This is a genomic window from Pseudomonas sp. AB6, assembly GCF_034314105.1.
Lineage (GTDB): Bacteria > Pseudomonadota > Gammaproteobacteria > Pseudomonadales > Pseudomonadaceae > Aquipseudomonas.
This window is the reverse complement of record NZ_JAVIWJ010000001.1, coordinates 1,812,823-1,830,194: the sequence shown is the minus strand read 5'-3', so window position 1 is coordinate 1,830,194 and position 17,372 is coordinate 1,812,823. Positions and strand designations below refer to the sequence as shown.

Here is a 17,372-nt window from a genome sequence, read left to right as displayed (position 1 = left end):
GCCGGCATTTTATCCACGTAGTACTACGTAGGCGCGCCGGTAGTATTGCGGATGTCTATGCAGGCACGGTGCGCGGATAGTAGTCGGGCTCATTTCACAGAGCACACAATAACAATTATCGCCGCAGGATTACGGTCCTCGGCAGGAGACCCACAATGACCCGACTGACCAAACATCTTGCTTGGTTTGCCGTTGCCTGCTTGGGGGCATTCGCACTGGGTGTCGTCGCGCTGCGCCGCGGTGAAGCCGTCAATGCCCTCTGGATCGTGGTTGCTGCAGTCGCAATCTATCTGGTTGCCTACCGCTATTACAGCAAGTTCATCGCTACGAAAGTGATGCGGCTGGACCCCAATCGCGCCACCCCCGCAGTTCTCAATAACGATGGTCTGGACTATGTGCCGACCAACAAACACATCCTGTTTGGTCACCATTTTGCCGCCATTGCAGGCGCTGGCCCTTTGGTCGGCCCGGTGCTTGCCGCGCAAATGGGTTACTTGCCTGGAACCCTGTGGCTGATTGCCGGCGTGGTATTCGCAGGTGCGGTGCAGGATTTCCTGGTGCTGTTCATGTCGACCCGGCGCAACGGTCGTTCGCTGGGCGAAATGGTTCGTGAGGAAATGGGCCAAGTCCCAGGTACCATTGCACTGTTCGGCTGCTTCCTGATCATGATCATCATCCTCGCGGTGCTGGCGCTGATCGTGGTCAAAGCCCTGGCGGACAGCCCGTGGGGCATGTTCACCGTCATGGCAACCATTCCGTTGGCGATGTTCATGGGCGTGTACATGCGCTACATACGTCCCGGGCGAATTGGTGAGATTTCAGTGATCGGCGTGGTTTTGCTGCTGGCGTCGATCTGGGCGGGTGGTCACGTGGCTGCTGATCCGGTGTGGGCCAAAGCGTTCACGTTTACCGGTATCCAAATCACCTGGATGTTGGTGGGTTACGGCTTCGTCGCCGCGGTATTACCGGTCTGGCTATTGTTGGCGCCACGGGATTACCTGTCGACGTTCCTGAAAATTGGCACCATTCTCGCGTTGGCTATCGGCATCCTGGTTCTTGCTCCGGAGCTTAAAATGCCGGCATTGACTCAGTTTACGGACGGCACCGGTCCGGTGTGGAAAGGTGGCTTGTTCCCATTCCTTTTCATCACCATTGCCTGTGGCGCGGTGTCGGGTTTCCACGCGCTGATCGCGTCGGGGACTACGCCGAAGCTGCTCGATAGTGAAGCCAATTCCCGTTACATCGGTTACGGTGCCATGCTCATGGAGTCGTTCGTCGCCATCATGGCCATGGTCGCAGCTTCGGTTATCGATCCTGGCGTGTACTTCGCCATGAACAGCCCGGCAGCGATTGTCGGCGGTGACGTAGTAACTGTTGCGCACACCGTCAGCAGTTGGGGCTTTGCCATCACACCGGATGCGTTGATCGCTGTAGCAAAAGACATCGGCGAAACCACAGTGCTGGCCCGAGCGGGCGGCGCGCCGACCCTGGCGGTGGGTATTGCACAGATCCTGCACCAAGTGCTGCCAGGCAAAGACACCATGGCGTTCTGGTACCACTTCGCGATTCTGTTTGAAGCGCTGTTCATTTTGACGGCAGTCGATGCTGGCACCCGAGCGGGTCGTTTCATGCTTCAGGATTTGCTCGGCACCTTTGTTCCGGCGCTTAAACGCACCGATTCCTGGCCAGCCAACCTGATCGCCACCGGCGGTTGCGTCGCGATGTGGGGCTATCTGTTGTACCAAGGCGTGATTGATCCATTGGGCGGGATCAATACCCTGTGGCCGTTGTTTGGTATCTCGAACCAGATGCTGGCCGGCATCGCGCTGATGCTCGCCACCGTGGTCCTGATCAAAATGAAACGCCAGCGCTACATTTGGGTGCCACTGCTGCCAGCGGTTTGGTTGCTAATCTGCACCACAACCGCAGGCTACATAAAGCTGTTCGACCCAAGCCCGGCGCTGGGTTTCCTCGCTTTGGCGAGCAAATACAAAACGGCACTAGATGCAGGCCAGGTACTGGCTCCGGCCAAGACTATTGACCAGATGCAGCACGTAATATTCAACGCGTACACCAACGCCACGTTGACCGCGCTGTTCCTGTTCGTGGTGTTCGCCATTCTGTTCTACGCGATCAAGGTCGGCGTAGCGGCATGGGGCAGTAAAGAACGCACCGATAAAGAAGCGCCATTCCAGGCCATGCCGACAGCTCGCTAACGCTTTGTGCCGCTTCCTGTGGGACCGAGTAAATTCGGATCCCACAGGGATCGGGCGATTCACACCTCTTTTGTAGCTCGCTGCCGCAGGCCGCGATCTGCGGTTCTATAGCAGCCTTTGGCACCTACATGCTTACGCACGCGGCACTGAAGTTTGTCCAAACAGGATTTTTTTGCCTTCTTCGGTCACTGCTGGACGACTTGAAAAAGGTTCGGCCTTGGCATACGCACGAACCGTTGCTGGTCGGGCATGAATAGCATCGAACCAGCGGCGCAAGTCGGGGAAGTCATCCAGGTTCTGTTGCTGGTTTTTCCACGGCACGATCCACGGGTAAGCGGCCATGTCGGCAATACTGTAGTGATCGCCGCCAATGAACTCACGGCCCACCAATCGCCGATTCAGCACGCCGTACAAACGATTGGTTTCGCTGACGTAGCGATTGATCGCGTAAGGAAGCTTTTCGGGCGCATAGAGACCAAAGTGGTGATTTTGCCCAGCCATAGGCCCTAGGCCACCCATTTGCCAGAACAGCCACTCAGTCACGGTCTTGCGTGCCCGTACGTCAGTGGGCAGAAACTGTCCGGTTTTCTCGGCCAGATACAGCAAAATCGCGCCGGATTCAAACACGGTGATCGGTTCGCCGTCGTCAGCAGGTTCGGTGTCGATGATCGCTGGCATTCTGTTGTTGGGTGAAAACGCCAGAAACTCGGGCTTGAACTGATCTCCAGCGCTGATGTCGATTGGATGAAGGTTGTAGGCCAGGCCCGACTCTTCGAGAAAAATCGTGATTTTGTGGCCGTTAGGGGTTGGCCAATAGTAGAGCTCAATCATGGTCAGGTGTTTCCTGTGCAGTGAATTGGCAGTCGAGTAACGCAAAGGCCGGTCGTACCATACCTTGTAATAAGTCTCGCTCTGGCCGGACGCGCGCCAGCACGCGAATGCCTAACAACAGACCTAATAACAAGCGGGCCAAATCTTCGGCGGTTTGCACGATAGAAATGTTACCGGCACGTTGGCCGGCGGCGACGCAGCGGCAGAAAAACGCTTCGATCTGAATCAGAACATCCGCAACGATTTGCTGGAAACCAAGATCATGTGGGGCGACTTCAACCGCTGCGTTGACCAATAAGCAGCCTTTGCGCTGCGGATCGTCGAGCGAGCGCTCAATGATCTCTTCGAAGAACGCTGCAATTGCTTGATGCGGTGGCAATTGCGCTTCAAGTTGTTTGATCCAGTCCAGTGACCCGCACTCGACATAACGATCCAGCACGCGCTGGTAAAGCGAACGCTTGTCGCCGAAGGCGTTGTAGAGACTGGCGCCGGTGATCCCCATGCTTTGCGTGAGGTTTCGAATGGAGGTAGCCTCATAGCCACGGGCCCAAAAGCACAAAGTCGCTGCGTCTAGTGCCGCGGCTTCGTCGAATTCTCTTGGCCGAGCCATTAAGTATTTCCTCGCATTGGGAACGAAGCCGTTGCCCCTTTTTTCGTTACCGATTATTCTAAATCAATCGTTCTAAAATACAAAGGTGAAGCAATGATCCGTTTCTATTTCCACCCGACACCGAATCCGGCAAAAGTCGCGCTGATGCTAGAAGAAACCGGAATCTCCTACGAGGTGGTTCCGGTTGATACCAGCAAAGGCGAGCAGCACACAGCCGAGTATCTGGCCATCAACCCCAATGGCAAGGTTCCCGCCATCGTCGACACGGATGGACCGGGTGGCGTTGAAACGCGGGTATTTGATTCCAGCGCAATTCTGTTTTACCTGGGCGAAAAGACCGCTCAGTTCATGGGTTCGCCCGCAGACCGGCCAGAACTGCTGTCCTGGTTGTTCTTCATTGGCACTGGCGTGGGACCTTTTTCGGGCCAAGCGGTGCATTTTCAATACGCGGCGCCAGAAGGTAATGAATACGCGATCAATCGCTACCGGCGTGAAATTGAGCGGCACTATCAGGTATTAGATGAGCGCTTGGCAGGGCGTGATTACCTCGTCGGTGATACTTACACGATCGTCGACATCTCGGCATGGGGCTGGTTGGGCATGGCTTCGCGCGTGCTTAAAGGCGAAGCCGATCCGTTGGCAGCATTCCCTAACCTCAAACGCTGGTTCCAGGCCATCGACGCGCGCCCAGCGGTAGTACGCGCCCGTGCAGTCGGCAACCAGCATGTGTTCAAAAAAGAGATGGACGAGGAAGCGCGGCGTGCGTTGTTCCCGTTTAACTATCCCAAAGGCAGCTAATCAGCGAAGGGAGTGTTGATGTTGTCGTCGGCATTCCCTGGTTCTGGCCAAACGCCTGGCGCTGCAGTTACTGCGGCTGATTCATCGAGTCATTGAACGGGATGACAAGCGCCACCTCCTTAGCGACCGACGCCAGCATCATCAACCTGATGCAGGTCGTTCGCGGTTTTTAGTTAGTCAGGCTTGTCGGCGAGCGCCCGTCAGCTACAGTTGCAGCAACCTCTCTGCTGGCATCTGTCCAAGGAAGTTTCAATGCGCTTGATCTGTTTCGCGATTCCTCTTTTATTGGCGGGTTGCTCCTCATTCACTGCCGATCCAGACAAAGTGACCCATGTGCCAGCAGAGCGCTTACTCGCGTTTCAACAACCGGTGGAAGGCGCAGGAGGGCAGATCATAGTCAACCGTGACATTGGCATGCTCGGTGGCGGCTGCTACGTGGCATTCTCGATTGACCGCACAGTCGCTGCGCGAATCGGCATCGGCGAAGAAGCCCACTTTCAAGCACCGGCCGGTGCTCGTATTGTCGGTATTGGTCTCGACGAACAGGACGGCTCTATGTGCAGCAAAGGTCGATTGCACCGTGAGCTGGCTGTTCAATTGAAGAGCGGCGCCAGTCAATATTTTCGAATCGTCAGTGACTCAGTGAGCGGCTTCGGGATAGTGGCGGTGGCTCAATAGGTGTGAGCACGTTTACTGCGCAGGTCGTTTGAGCGCGAATATAGTCTGTCAGGTGCCCAAGGTGCTGCATGCACGGTCGCTGTCACGGATGAATTCGCTTCAAAGATGTTGGGCTTTGTCTCGTACTATTTTTGAGTGTTGGCAGTCGTGATTAGGCCGGTATAATCAGCGCCCGCGGATGAAATTCCATCTGTGGCAAATTGTCCCTTGAACTAGCCGGCAATGCCCGGCTCCAAGGATTGGATTTGCATTATGATCAGTCGAGCCTATGACATCGTCCCCAGCCTGGATCATCTGCGAACACTGCGACTCGGTTTATGAGTTCACAACGCTGGCCGCAGGCCAAACCGCGCGGTGTACACGTTGTGCTGCCATTCTTGGACGCGGCGGCCAACTGAGCATTCAACAACTGTTGGCATTGTCGATCAGCGCCGCAGTGTTGTTTATCTTCGCCAATGCTTTTCCGGTCATATCCATCAGTCTGCAAGGCTTGAGTAATCAAGCAACCTTGTGGCAATCGGTGCAAGCCTTGGCGCAAGGGCAAATAAGCCCGATGGCGGCAGTGGCAGGACTGACGATTATTCTTGCGCCTTTTCTGCAGATTTCCCTGCTCTGCTGGGTACTTGGTTTCGCCTTGGTCGGGCGAGCGGCACCTGGTTTTAAAGCGTGCATGCGCACGCTGGAACACCTGCGGCCCTGGAGCATGCTTGAGGTGTGTTTATTAGGCATTCTGGTGGCAATCATTAAATTGTCCGGCATGCTCGATGTCCACCCTGGCGTTGGTCTATGGGCTTTAGGCATATTGACCGTACTAATCATTCTGATTTCGGGCAAAGGCATTCGCCGGCTGTGGAACGACCTCGAAGGTGTCATCCCATGAGTCAGCCGCCGTATGCCAGCGAAATGAATCTGGTCCTGTGCCATACCTGCGGCTACCCCTGCTCGGTGGACGATGCACGCTGCCCTCGTTGTAATTCAAACGTTCATCGACGCAAACCTAATAGCCTGAACCGAACTTGGGCTTTTTTGCTGGCCAGTCTGATCTGCTATATCCCAGCCAACTTATTGCCGGTGATGTACACCAACATTTTTAGCAGCGGCAGTGAAAACACGATTTTTAGCGGCATTATGGAGTTCTGGAGCGACGGTTCTTGGGACCTTGCGTTGTTGATTTTCATTGCCAGCGTGGCAGTGCCGTGTGTGAAGTTTCTAGTGTTGGGCACGCTGCTGATTACCTGCCAACGCCGCAGTCACTGGGCCAGGCGGGAGCGAGCCAAGCTTTATCGGCTGATCGAAATAGTCGGTTACTGGTCGATGCTAGACGTGCTGGTGGTGGCTTTGATCGCTGCCTTGGTGCAGTTTCGCTCGTTGAGCACCATTGACCCGCGCATGGGTATTTTGTTTTTTGGTTTGGTGGTGGTCCTGACCATGTTAGCCGCCATTAGTTTTGATCCCCGGCTCATATGGGATACAGAGGTTGAAGATGTCTGATCACCCACGCTCCACCGTTCACCCGACGTCGGGCTCACCGTCTCCCGGTGCTCCGGAGATTAAACATCGAAACTTTAACGTGTCGCTGGTGTGGATTGTACCCATTGTGGCGGCGTTGGTCGGGTTGTCCATGGTCGCGCACAATATCATTTCGGCGGGGCCTCAAATCAGTGTCAGTTTCCAGACTGCTCAAGGGCTTGAGGTCAACAAAACTCAAGTCAAATATAAAAATGTGGTGATTGGAAAAGTCACCGCCATCGCTCTGAGCGAAGACCGCAATCGCGTTGATGCGACCATTGATCTGGATGCATCTGCCAAGTCGTTCGCCACAGAAGGTTCACGCTTCTGGGTCGTAAGGCCTCGCATTGGCGCGAATGGTATTTCGGGGGTTGATACGTTGCTGTCCGGCTCCTTTATTGGTGCCGACGCGGGCGAGCCTGATTCAGATCAGACCAAAAAGAATTTTGTAGGCCTAGAGACACCGCCGCCAGTGACCTACGGCGAAAAGGGCAAACGCTATACCTTACACACCGACACCCTAGGGTCGCTGGACATTGGTTCGGACGTTTATTACCGCCGTATCGCGGTAGGTCAGGTTGTCTCCTATCAGTTGTCCGAAGATGGTAAAGGCGTCGACGTGCAAATTTTCGTCCACTCGCCAAATGACCAGTTCGTGACCAAAGACACACGATTCTGGAATGCCAGTGGTGTGAATGTCAGTCTGGACGCCAACGGCCTTAAGGTAGATACCGAATCGGTTTCATCGATACTGGCCGGCGGTATCGCTTTCGTCGAACCAAAATACAGCCCTAATCCGGTGGTCGCTGAGGAAGATGCCACGTTTTCGTTGTTTGCCGATCAGCAAACCGCTATGGCGCCGGCTGACGGAAATCCGCACTTTATCCGTATGCGTTTTGATCAACCACTACGTGGCCTATCGGTCAACGCACCGGTTGAGTTCCATGGGGTCAACATCGGTCGTGTCGTATCCGTAGATCTTGATTATGACGCGGCGAAAAAAGACTTCCCGACCATGATCGGTGCGGTTATTTACCCCAATAGGCTGGGTAAGGCCCACGAGACGCTATTGAAGCAGGCTGGCCCTGACACAGCTGACGACCTTCGAACCCAAGCGTTAATCGCTGAATTTGTTAAACAGGGGCTGCGTGCGCAGGCCCGGAGCGGCAACTTGTTAACCGGACAACTGTACATCGCACTGGATTTCGTCCCTAACGCCAAAGCGGTTACTTTTGACTCAACTGCGCAAACGTTGGATATCCCGACCATACCCGGAAGCCTGGACAAACTTCAGGAGCAGTTACAGCAGATTGTCGACAAGATCAGCAAGTTGCCCATTGATCAGATTGCCAACAATCTCAACGGTAGCTTGACCGAACTTCAGAAAACCTTGAAACAAGTCAATGGCAACGTATTGCCGCAGATGCGCGACACCCTGGAGCAAACCAAAAAAACCCTGGCTTCGGCCAACGATAGTTTTTCTGAGGATTCTCCGCAGCGTCAGGAATTAGGTCAGGCCATGCAAGAAGTGAAGCGCACCGCGCGATCGGTGCGGGTGCTGACCGATTTCCTCGGTCGGCATCCTGAAGCATTGATTCGTGGACGTTTGAAAACCGCTCAGCCTGATGGCTACACATCCTCGCCTACGTCTTCTCGAGAGATTGATCCGCAATGATTCCAATGAAAAGTCGTTTGTTTGCCCTCTTCGCTTCGCTGGGTTTGGCTGCATGCGTGTCGGCGCCGACGCATTACTACACGTTGGTACCTACTGCTAACGACGCTCGGCCTAGCAACGGCGCGCCAGCGTTTCAATTCGAGATGCAACCGGTGCTGATACCGGTGCAAGTTGATCAGCCTCAGGTGGTGGTGAGGCTCAGCAGCGGGGCGTTGTCGATCCTTGAAACCGAACGCTGGAGCGCGCCGCTTGCTGATGAATTTCACGACTCCTTGGCCAACCAAATGGAACTGCGACTCGGTACTCGAAACCTTGAAGGCTTGCCTAAAGTGTCAGGTCGTCCGGTCATTTCACTGCAAACCGACGTACGACGATTCGATTCAATACCCGGTCAGTACGCGCTGATCGACGTGGTATGGAGCATCAGTCGCAGGCTTGATACCGAACAACGTCGTAGCTTGACGTGCAGCTCAACCCTTCGACAGCCAGCAGGAATACAGGTGCAAGACGTGGTCATGGCGCATCAACAAGTCATCGCGCAGTTGGCGGCTATAATCGCGGTAACCGCACGCAAATGGGCACAAGATCCCGGCGTAGGTTGTCCTTAGCCTGTCCATTTGATTTTACTCGTCTGGGATGCCGAGGTTTGCCATGCGTGACGACTCGAACTCCACGCCCAGCCCAGCTTCAAACGCAACCTCCCGAGGCGCTGATTCGTGGACGTCTGAAAACCACCGAGCCTTATGGCTACAAGTCTTCGCCTTCGTCGTCGCGAGATACCGCGAATGACCCTTGATCCAAATCAATGGTCGAAAAAAAGTACCCTGCTATAACTAACTGCCATGGCCGAAGTGAAACTGTCTGATTAGGCGGTTCGCGCTGACATTCGCGATCGGGGAGATCGAATGGTTGAGCAGTTAGTTGAACCGGTAAGCGTTGCGCTGGATAAAACCGCCGCCGGGCTGCTTCTGGTAGTGAACGCAGGATCGTCCAGCATCAAATTTTCGATCTATTGCGCCAGCCTGGACGACTACGGCCAACCCGTTGCTCGCGGCTACGGCAGCCTGGAAAAACACGCGGATCACTATTGGCTGTGTTTTCGCGAGGCCAATAGTGAGACGGATATTGAGGAGCAATGGCCACAGTCGGAAGAGTTGATATCCGACGAGACTCTGGGGCGGCTGATTCATTGGATTGAGCGGCACACCGGCGACAAACTTTCTGCGGCAGGTCATCGAATCGTTCATGGCGGGGCGCGCGCGCAGGTCGCGGCATTGATCGACAACTGCGTCATGATCGAAATGGAGGCGTTGATTCCCATTGCGCCGTTGCATCAACCAGCCTGCTTGGCGCCGGTGCGCTTCCTCGCACGGGAGCACGCTCATTTGCAACAAGTGGCCTGTTTTGATACCGCCTTTCACCATTCGCTGGATCGAATGGAAACCCTGTATGGATTGCCCCGAGCGTTGAGCGAGGAAGGCATTCGTCGCTATGGCTTCCATGGTTTGTCGTTCGAGTACATCGCGAGCGTCTTGCCGGCCTATGATCGACGAGCGGCGGCGGGCCGGACTATCGTTGCTCATCTGGGCAATGGCGCGAGCCTGTGTGCCTTGCGCGGCGGCCGCAGTTGCGCCACCAGCATGGGGTTTACGACGCTCGACGGCATCCTCATGGGTACGCGTCCCGGACACCTTGATCCAGGCATTCTCCTGTACTTGTTGCGCGAACGCGGCATGACCGCTGAGGCACTTGAGCACTTGCTTTATCACGAATGTGGTTTGCTGGGTGTGTCCGGTGGCATCTCCAGCGACATGCGTGAGCTGTCGGTCAGCGAGGCCCCAGCGGCCAAAGACGCGATAGATCTGTATGTTCACACCATCGTGCGGGAAATTGGCGCATTCGCCGCCGTCCTTGGTGGGCTTGATGCGTTGGTGTTCACGGGCGGCATCGGTGAGCACGCAGCCAGTATTCGCGCACGAATAATTGAAGGTTGCGCTTGGCTTGGCATGAGAATCGACGAGCAGGCCAATGAAGTTGATGGACCGTTTCTGTCCCAGTCCAGCAGCCGCGTCGCCGCCTGGATGATCCCCACCGATGAAGATCACGTGATCGCCCGCCATACCTTGCAGTTGCTGGACACCAGCAGCCATTAGTTGAGACTCGGGCTTGGGCCCGAGGGTTTTACATCGCCCATTCCACTGGAGTCGCCATGTATATCTTCAACCCACTGCTGTCCAGCGCCGACAACCCATCCACCGCACCGATTATCGAGCCGCCTTCCATTGAAACCGGCCCGCTGGCGCCGGAGCTGCTGGAGCGGATGAACCGCTATTGGTACGCCGCCAACTACTTGTGTGTCGGCCAAATCTACCTCAAGGCTAACCCGTTATTGCGCGAGCCGTTGACCGCAGAGCACATCAAGCCTCGGCTGTTGGGCCACTGGGGTACGTCGGCCGGTCAAAATTTTATCTACGTGCATTTGAACCGGCTTATCAGCGAACAACACATAGAAATGATCTACATCTCCGGCCCCGGTCACGGCGGCCCGACACTAAATGCATGTGCCTGGCTGGAAGGTACGTACAGTGACGTTCATCCAGAAATCACTGCTGATGAGCCAGGAATGCTACGTTTTTTTCGCAGTTTCTCCACGCCGGGTGGTGTGCCGAGCCACTGTGGGCCGCATACCCCCAACTCTTTGCATGAAGGCGGCGAGTTGGGCTATTCACTGGTGCATGCGTTCGGCGCCGCGTTCGATAACCCGCAGGTGGTGGTGGCCTGTGTCATCGGTGATGGCGAAGCGGAAACCTGCCCGCTAGAAGGTAGCTGGAAAAGTGTCCGCTTCCTTAATCCAGTCTACGACGGCGCGGTGCTGCCGATTCTGCACCTCAACGGCTACAAGATTTCCGGCCCTACGGTGGAAGCCCGCACTGACGATGCCGACCTGATTGCGCTGTATCAGGGCCGTGGCTACGAGCCGATAATCGTAGCTGGCGATGATGTGCCCGGTATGCACCAACGTTTCGCGGCGGCCCTCGATTCCTGCTACGCCGCAATACGGGATATTCAGCATCGAGCGAGAGAGCAGGGTGTGGTTAGACGCTCGCGCTGGCCAATGATCATCTTGCGCAGCCCCAAAGGCTGGACAGGGCCAAAAGCAGTCGATGGGATGCCGGTGGAAGGTACGTTTCGTGCGCATCAGGTGCCGCTGGCCAATGTCATTCAGAACGCGGAACATCTGGCTCAACTTGAACGTTGGATGCGCAGTTATTCGCCGCAGACGCTGTTCGATGAGAATGGCACGTTGGTGGCTGAATTGCGTGCATTGACGCCGCCGTCGGCATTGCGCATGGGCGCCGTACCCCACGTCAATGGCGGCCGCGTATTGGTCACGTTGGACCTGCCGAACTTCGCCGACTACGCTGTGGACGTGCCGGGCCCGGGGGAAGTCATCGCCGAGGCACCGCGCAAACTGGGGGAATACCTGCGGGACGTGATTCGTGCAAACCCCGACAATTTCCGGGTATTCGGCCCGGATGAAACCAATTCCAACCGTCTGAATGCGGTGTTCGAGGCCACCAATCGCACGGCGGCGGGACCCGTCCTGGAAATCGACGATCACCTTGCGGCTGATGGCCGGGTCATGGAGGTCCTCAGCGAGCATTTATGCGAAGGCTGGCTGGAGGGTTATTTGCTCACCGGCCGTCATGGCATGTGGTCGACCTATGAGGCGTTCGCCCAGGTCGTTGACTCTATGGTGACGCAGCACGCCAAGTGGCTGCAGCAAAGCCGCGAGTTTGCTTGGCGTCGGCCTTTGGCCTCGCTCAACATATTGCTCACCAGTCACGCGTGGCGCAATGACCATAACGGCTTCAGCCATCAATCCACCGGCTTCGTCGACAATGTACTGCAACGCCGTTCTGACGTGGTGCGAGTGTATTACCCACCGGATTCAAACTGTCTGGTCAACGTGTTCGATCACTGCCTGCGCAGTCGCAATTACGTGAACGTCGTGACCTGCGGCAAGCAACCGGATTTCCAATGGCTGGATTTCGACGCGGCGCTTAAACACTGCTCCCAAGGTGCGTCAATTTGGGACTTCGCCAGTAACGATGAAGGCGACGACCCGGACGTCGTACTGGCCTGCGCCGGTGACGTACCCACTACCGAAGCGGTGGCGGCCTCCTGGTTACTGCAAAAACACGTGCCCGGCATCCGCGTGCGGTTGGTCAATGTGGTGGATTTAGGCATCCTCAGCAGTCCACAAACCCGGCCACACGGCATGGACAATGTGTCGTTCGACGCGCTGTTTACTCGGGAAGCTCCGGTCATGTTTGCGTTTCACGGCTCGACCTGGGTGATTCATTCCATGGTTCACGGCCGCGCCAACGAGGCCCGTTTTCATGTCCGGGGCTTCTCTGACCGAGGCACCACCACCACGCCGTTTGACATGGTGGTGCTTAATGACATGAGCCGCTACCAACTCGCCATTGACGCCTTGAGCCACGTGCCACGCTTGCGCTCCCACAGCCTCGACGCCATGAGTTACTTCGAAGGCCAGTTGCGTCGGCATCACACCTACATCCGTGAGCATTTCGAGGACATGCCCGAGATCCGCAATTGGCACTGGACCTCCGATTTCAGCGAACCGGACGGCCCACCGCCTCTGGCCAAAGGACATCCAAGGGGCCAGACCTTCACGGATGCGTAATGTGTCCTGAAACAAGGCGCGGTAAATTCCCCGTGGGCGCGAATTTATTTGCGAATGCTGACTACTACGCACCCAATCTGCTGAATGTGCAGGCGGCTTCGCGAATAAATTCGCTTTCACTGAGATAGGGTCAGTTCATGCCATTTCATCGCACGCCGCTTGAGTCCAACATCGAAACCTTGCGCCGACTCGCATTCGATCAAACCGTTCGCTGGTCAGGATTAAACGACGATATCTGGCGCAGCCTCGACAGCGAACTGTGGGAACTCACTCACAATCCGTGCCTGGTGCTCAACGCCGTTTCCGAGCAAAGAATTAATGTCTTGCTCGCTGACAGTCACTTTCATGGCCGCGTTATCGACATCGCGCAAACTCACCGCTCGATTTTGGCGCAACCTACCTGGTTCGAGCGTGAGCATGCGGATGCGGCGCTGCACCAAGTGGCGTATTTCTCCATGGAGTACATGCTCAGCGAAGCACTACCCATCTATTCGGGCGGGCTAGGAAATGTCGCTGGCGACCAACTCAAAGCCGCCAGTGATTTGGGCGTCCCAGTGGTTGCCATCGGGATGTTGTGGCAGCACGGTTATTTCCGCCAGGAAATCGGTGTCGACGGGCACCAACAGGCTTTGTACCCGGTCAACGACACTCGGCAATTACCCATCGAACCGCTGCTGCGTCCCGACGGCAGCCTGTTGCGATTGGCGATTCAGTTGCCTGGATTGACCGTTTGGTTGCGCGGTTGGCAGGCGACGGTTGGGCGCAACCGGTTATTGCTGCTCGATAGCAACGACCCGGCCAATCCACCTCCAGTGCGCTTGCTAACGGGCGAGTTGTATGGCGGCGACGTAGAAATGCGCTTGCGTCAGGAGCTGGTCTTGGGCATCGGCGGCTGGCGCCTGTTGGAATCCGCCGGCTACACGCCGGACGTGCTTCATCTGAATGATGGGCATGCGGCGTTTGCAGTGCTGGAACGAGCCCGCAGTTACATGCAGGCCAACAAGGTAGGTTTCAACGCAGCCCTCACAGCTACTCGCGCCGGAAATCTGTTTACCACTCATACCCCGGTCGAGGCAGGGTTTGATCGTTTTCCCGCTGAGTTGATCAGTAAATACTTAGGCCTGTACGTCGAGCATGAGCTGGGTCAGCCGCTAGGGAAGATTTTGGCGTTAGGCCGGCAACATGCCAACGACGCCGATGAACTGTTCAATATGGCGTTTCTGGCGACTCATTGTGCGGGCGCGGTAAACGCCGTGAGCCGCTTGCACGGAGCGACCAGTCGGCATATTTTTCAGCCGCTGTTTCCGCGCTGGCCAAATGACGCTGTGCCCATCGGTCACGTCACCAACGGAGTGCACCTGCCAACTTGGGTCTCATTGGAAGCCGAAGCCCATTGGCAAGCGCTACACGGTGATGATCTACCGTGGCGTGGCACCAGTGAATCCAGGGTCAGCGAATTGTTAGAACAGGTCGACGATGCCGATCTGTGGCAATTGCGCGGGCAGGCGAGGGCGCTGCTGTTTGAGTTCGTACGTACTCATTTGGCGCGCAGCGAGGCCGTGCACGGCGCTTCGCTGGACGCCATCGAATCAGCGGGTGTGGCGTTCGATCCGCAGGTATTGACCTTGGGCTTTGCTAGACGGTTTGCCACCTACAAGCGGCCCAATTTATTGCTGCAAGACCCTGAGCGTCTGCTTCGAATTCTCAACCACCCCACTCGACCCGTGCAGTTGCTTATTGCTGGTAAAGCTCACCCGGCTGACAGTATCGGACAGCAAATGATTCGGGACTGGCACGGCTTTATACGACGTCCAGAAACCAACGGGCGTGTGGCTTTTCTCGAAGACTACGACATGCGCGTCGCGCGGCATCTGGTGCAGGGCGTAGACGTGTGGGTCAACACCCCGCGTCGGCCGTGGGAAGCCAGCGGCACCAGCGGCATGAAAGTCTTGGCTAACGGCGGCCTGAACTTGTCTCAGCTCGATGGTTGGTGGGCCGAAGCCTGCACCGATGAAGTGGGCTGGGGCATCGGCGATGGTGCCGAACATGGCGCGGAGTACGACGCTGCAGATGCCGATCAGCTCTACAAACTGTTGGAAAGCGAAGTGGTGCCTGCGTTTTATGAGCGTGACGCCGACGGTATTCCAGGCCAATGGATTCGCCGCATGCGCGCCAGCATGGGGACATTGGTGACACAGTTTTCGGCGGACCGGGCAGTACGTGAATACACCCAACGCTATTACTTGCCAGCCGCCATCGCCTACCACGCACGCAGTGCTGAGGGCAGTCGACTGGCCTTGCAACTGACTCAGGACCATGAACAGTTGTGCACTCACTGGGACGACATTCGTTTCCTGCGATTAGACCTGCAGCGACAGGCGGGCCGCTATGCCGTGGCGCTGCACATGGATCTGGGCAGCCTTTCTCCGTCTCAAGTGCGCGTGCAGCTCTATGTTGACGGCGTGGATGGCGCGGACGCCACCAGCGTCGACTTGAAGATCGACCCGCAGGCTCAGGCGGACGGGCTGTTGCTCTACAGGGTTGAAGTGCCCGATGACCGGCCTGCCGCTGAGTACACGGCGCGGGTCATCGCCAACGATTCTGCAGGTCTGGCCGTACCGCTGGAGGTCGGACTGATTATCTGGAAGAGCTGACGAACGGCTTCGTTGATCCAGCGCAGTCGTCGTAATAGTGATCGTTGGTATAAGAACCCCGCAAAAACTCGACTACGCTCTGTGCTGCTCCCGTTGTGGGTTTCTACAACGCAAGAGAGACGGCCAGCGGGTCGCAGTGATTCCCTCTTTTGGCCTTATCAAGGATGTCTGGTTTATGGCAGCTATAGATGACGACTCCAACAAAATGGGCCTTACCCCCGCGATCCTGATGGTCGCGGGCAACATGATGGGTTCGGGGGTATTCATGCTCCCGGCCAACCTCGCCGGTATCGGCAGCATTGCGTTGTACGGTTGGCTGATCACCATTGTCGGTTCAGTGGCCCTTGCACTGACCTTTGCCAAGCTGGCCTCCATTGACCCTGCGGCGGGCGGGCCTTACGCCTACACCCGCAAAGCCTTCGGCAACTACATGGGCTACCAGACCAATCTGGTGTATTGGCTGGCTAATGTGCTGGGCAACGTTGGTCTGGCGGTTGCCGGGTTGGGTTACTTGACGCATTTCTTTCCGTCGCTGAAAGAGCCGCTGGTGTTTGCCTCTGCGCAGATTTTTGTCATTTGGCTGCTGACCTACGCCAACATCCTCGGGCCGAAGCTGGTGGGTCGAGTGCAGTCAGTCACCACCCTTTTTGCGTTGTTTCCGATTGTCGGCATGGCCTTGTTTGGCTGGTTCTGGTTCAGCGGCGATGTGTACATGGCCGGCTGGAACGTGAGTGGCAAAACTGACTTCTCTGCGGTCGGCATGACTCTGAACTTCACCCTGTGGGCGTTTATCGGCGTTGAAAGTGCGTCGGTCTCGGCGGCAGTGGTGCGCAACCCGCGCCGCAATGTACCCATAGCCACAGTGGGCGGCGTGATCATCGCGGCGGTCTGCTACATCCTCAGTTCTTCAGTGATCATGGGCATGATTCCGAACAAGGAATTGATCTCGTCCTCCGCTCCGTTTGCCGATGCTGCACGGCTGGCACTTGGCAACACCGCCGCCAATATCGTCGCCCTGTGCGCAGCCATTGGTTGCCTCGGTTCGCTGGCAGGCTGGACGTTGCTAGTAGGACAAACCGCCAAAGCCGCTGCGGATGACGGTCTGTTCCAAAACGTTTTTTCCCGAGTCAACGCCAAGGGTGTACCGGCGGCCGGGCTGGCGATTGTTGCGGCGATCATGAGCGTCCAGGTGTTGGTGACCATGTCTCCCACCGCCAGTGAACAGTTCGGCAAGATCGCGTCGATTGCCGTAATCATGACGCTGCTGCCTTACATCTACTCGTGTATTTCGATCAAGGTGCTGGGCTACAAGGCCATGCCGCCCAACCAATATGCGCTGTACACCTTCATCGGTCTGGTGGGTGCGGTTTACAGCATTTGGGCAATGGTCGGCTCCGACGGTGCACAAACCCGCTGGGCGCTGATCTTCGTTATTGCCACTATTGTCTTTTACTCCGGCGCCATTACCCGTCGCCGTGAAATCGAGGAAGGCCACCTGCATCCCGGCGGTATATCGCCTACCTGGGTTCGCTATATGGCATTGACCATGGTCATTGCTGCGTTGATTGGCACGTTCTGGGTATCTATCGGCAACCGCGACGACCTCAACTTGCAGCGCCGGGTACCGTTGCCCGGTGAGCTTCAGCAACCGGCAGTCGCCCCCGCTCCAGCTTCTGCCCCCTAAAAGGCG

The 17,372-nt window shown here is 56.5% G+C and carries 13 protein-coding genes; 11 read left to right on the top strand and 2 right to left on the bottom strand.

Annotated elements, in window-relative coordinates:
* Positions 1-155 precede the first annotated feature (155 nt).
* Positions 156-2,216: a carbon starvation CstA family protein gene (locus tag RGW60_RS08750; RefSeq protein ID WP_322203828.1), complete on the top strand. Its 2,061-nt coding sequence runs from the start codon at positions 156-158 to the stop codon at positions 2,214-2,216.
* 132 nt (positions 2,217-2,348) lie between these two features.
* Here RGW60_RS08750 and RGW60_RS08745 read toward each other — a convergent pair whose 3' ends face one another.
* Positions 2,349-3,047: a glutathione S-transferase N-terminal domain-containing protein gene (locus RGW60_RS08745; protein ID WP_322203827.1), complete on the bottom strand. Its 699-nt coding sequence runs from the start codon at positions 3,045-3,047 to the stop codon at positions 2,349-2,351.
* Positions 3,040-3,657: a TetR/AcrR family transcriptional regulator gene (locus RGW60_RS08740; RefSeq protein ID WP_322203825.1), complete on the bottom strand. Its 618-nt coding sequence runs from the start codon at positions 3,655-3,657 to the stop codon at positions 3,040-3,042. The genes RGW60_RS08745 and RGW60_RS08740 overlap by 8 nt, the downstream gene beginning before the upstream one ends.
* 93 nt (positions 3,658-3,750) lie before the next feature.
* Here RGW60_RS08740 and RGW60_RS08735 point away from each other — a divergent pair, with 93 nt between their 5' ends.
* The 10 genes from RGW60_RS08735 (at position 3,751) to adiC (ending at position 17,366) form a co-directional block, all read left to right on the top strand.
* A complete protein-coding gene (locus tag RGW60_RS08735; protein ID WP_322203824.1) occupies positions 3,751-4,455 on the top strand; it encodes a glutathione S-transferase family protein in 705 nt (234 codons plus the stop codon).
* 252 nt (positions 4,456-4,707) lie between these two features.
* The gene (locus RGW60_RS08730) at positions 4,708-5,133 is read left to right on the top strand and encodes a 3-isopropylmalate dehydratase (RefSeq protein WP_322203822.1); all 426 of its coding nucleotides are present in this window, start codon (positions 4,708-4,710) and stop codon (positions 5,131-5,133) included.
* A gap of 268 nt (positions 5,134-5,401) precedes the next feature.
* Positions 5,402-6,013, top strand: coding sequence for a paraquat-inducible protein A (locus RGW60_RS08725; RefSeq protein ID WP_322203820.1), 612 nt, complete (start codon positions 5,402-5,404; stop codon positions 6,011-6,013).
* Positions 6,010-6,624 (top strand): paraquat-inducible protein A, encoded by a 615-nt coding sequence (locus tag RGW60_RS08720; protein WP_322203818.1) that lies wholly within the window; start codon positions 6,010-6,012, stop codon positions 6,622-6,624. The genes RGW60_RS08725 and RGW60_RS08720 overlap by 4 nt, the downstream gene beginning before the upstream one ends.
* Positions 6,617-8,317 (top strand): intermembrane transport protein PqiB, encoded by a 1,701-nt coding sequence (locus tag RGW60_RS08715; protein WP_322203816.1) that lies wholly within the window; start codon positions 6,617-6,619, stop codon positions 8,315-8,317. The genes RGW60_RS08720 and RGW60_RS08715 overlap by 8 nt, the downstream gene beginning before the upstream one ends.
* A 5-nt stretch (positions 8,318-8,322) precedes the next feature.
* Complete coding sequence (locus tag RGW60_RS08710; protein ID WP_322203814.1) at positions 8,323-8,925, top strand: PqiC family protein; 603 nt, start codon at positions 8,323-8,325, stop codon at positions 8,923-8,925.
* Between the two features lie 297 nt (positions 8,926-9,222).
* Entirely contained in the window at positions 9,223-10,470 is a 1,248-nt protein-coding gene (locus RGW60_RS08705) for an acetate/propionate family kinase (RefSeq protein ID WP_322203813.1), read from the top strand.
* A 56-nt stretch (positions 10,471-10,526) separates the two neighbouring features.
* Positions 10,527-13,028, top strand: coding sequence for a phosphoketolase family protein (locus tag RGW60_RS08700; protein WP_322203812.1), 2,502 nt, complete (start codon positions 10,527-10,529; stop codon positions 13,026-13,028).
* A gap of 137 nt (positions 13,029-13,165) precedes the next feature.
* The gene (gene glgP / locus RGW60_RS08695) at positions 13,166-15,682 is read left to right on the top strand and encodes an alpha-glucan family phosphorylase (protein WP_322203811.1); all 2,517 of its coding nucleotides are present in this window, start codon (positions 13,166-13,168) and stop codon (positions 15,680-15,682) included.
* A gap of 175 nt (positions 15,683-15,857) precedes the next feature.
* Positions 15,858-17,366 carry an arginine/agmatine antiporter gene (gene adiC, locus RGW60_RS08690; RefSeq protein WP_322203810.1) on the top strand — a complete coding sequence of 503 codons (1,509 nt, stop codon included), beginning with the start codon at positions 15,858-15,860 and terminating at the stop codon, positions 17,364-17,366.
* The last annotated feature ends 6 nt before the right edge of the window (positions 17,367-17,372 follow it).

Bases quoted from the DNA above. Each gene is read 5' to 3' on its own strand.
- RGW60_RS08750 (WP_322203828.1), top strand. From the start codon at position 156: ATGACCCGACTGACCAAACATCTTGCTTGGTTTGCCGTTGCCTGCTTG.
- RGW60_RS08745 (WP_322203827.1), bottom strand. From the start codon at position 3,047: ATGATTGAGCTCTACTATTGGCCAACCCCTAACGGCCACAAAATCACG.
- RGW60_RS08740 (WP_322203825.1), bottom strand. From the start codon at position 3,657: ATGGCTCGGCCAAGAGAATTCGACGAAGCCGCGGCACTAGACGCAGCG.
- RGW60_RS08735 (WP_322203824.1), top strand. From the start codon at position 3,751: ATGATCCGTTTCTATTTCCACCCGACACCGAATCCGGCAAAAGTCGCG.
- RGW60_RS08730 (WP_322203822.1), top strand. From the start codon at position 4,708: ATGCGCTTGATCTGTTTCGCGATTCCTCTTTTATTGGCGGGTTGCTCC.
- RGW60_RS08725 (WP_322203820.1), top strand. From the start codon at position 5,402: ATGACATCGTCCCCAGCCTGGATCATCTGCGAACACTGCGACTCGGTT.
- RGW60_RS08720 (WP_322203818.1), top strand. From the start codon at position 6,010: ATGAGTCAGCCGCCGTATGCCAGCGAAATGAATCTGGTCCTGTGCCAT.
- RGW60_RS08715 (WP_322203816.1), top strand. From the start codon at position 6,617: ATGTCTGATCACCCACGCTCCACCGTTCACCCGACGTCGGGCTCACCG.
- RGW60_RS08710 (WP_322203814.1), top strand. From the start codon at position 8,323: ATGAAAAGTCGTTTGTTTGCCCTCTTCGCTTCGCTGGGTTTGGCTGCA.
- RGW60_RS08705 (WP_322203813.1), top strand. From the start codon at position 9,223: ATGGTTGAGCAGTTAGTTGAACCGGTAAGCGTTGCGCTGGATAAAACC.
- RGW60_RS08700 (WP_322203812.1), top strand. From the start codon at position 10,527: ATGTATATCTTCAACCCACTGCTGTCCAGCGCCGACAACCCATCCACC.
- glgP (WP_322203811.1), top strand. From the start codon at position 13,166: ATGCCATTTCATCGCACGCCGCTTGAGTCCAACATCGAAACCTTGCGC.
- adiC (WP_322203810.1), top strand. From the start codon at position 15,858: ATGGCAGCTATAGATGACGACTCCAACAAAATGGGCCTTACCCCCGCG.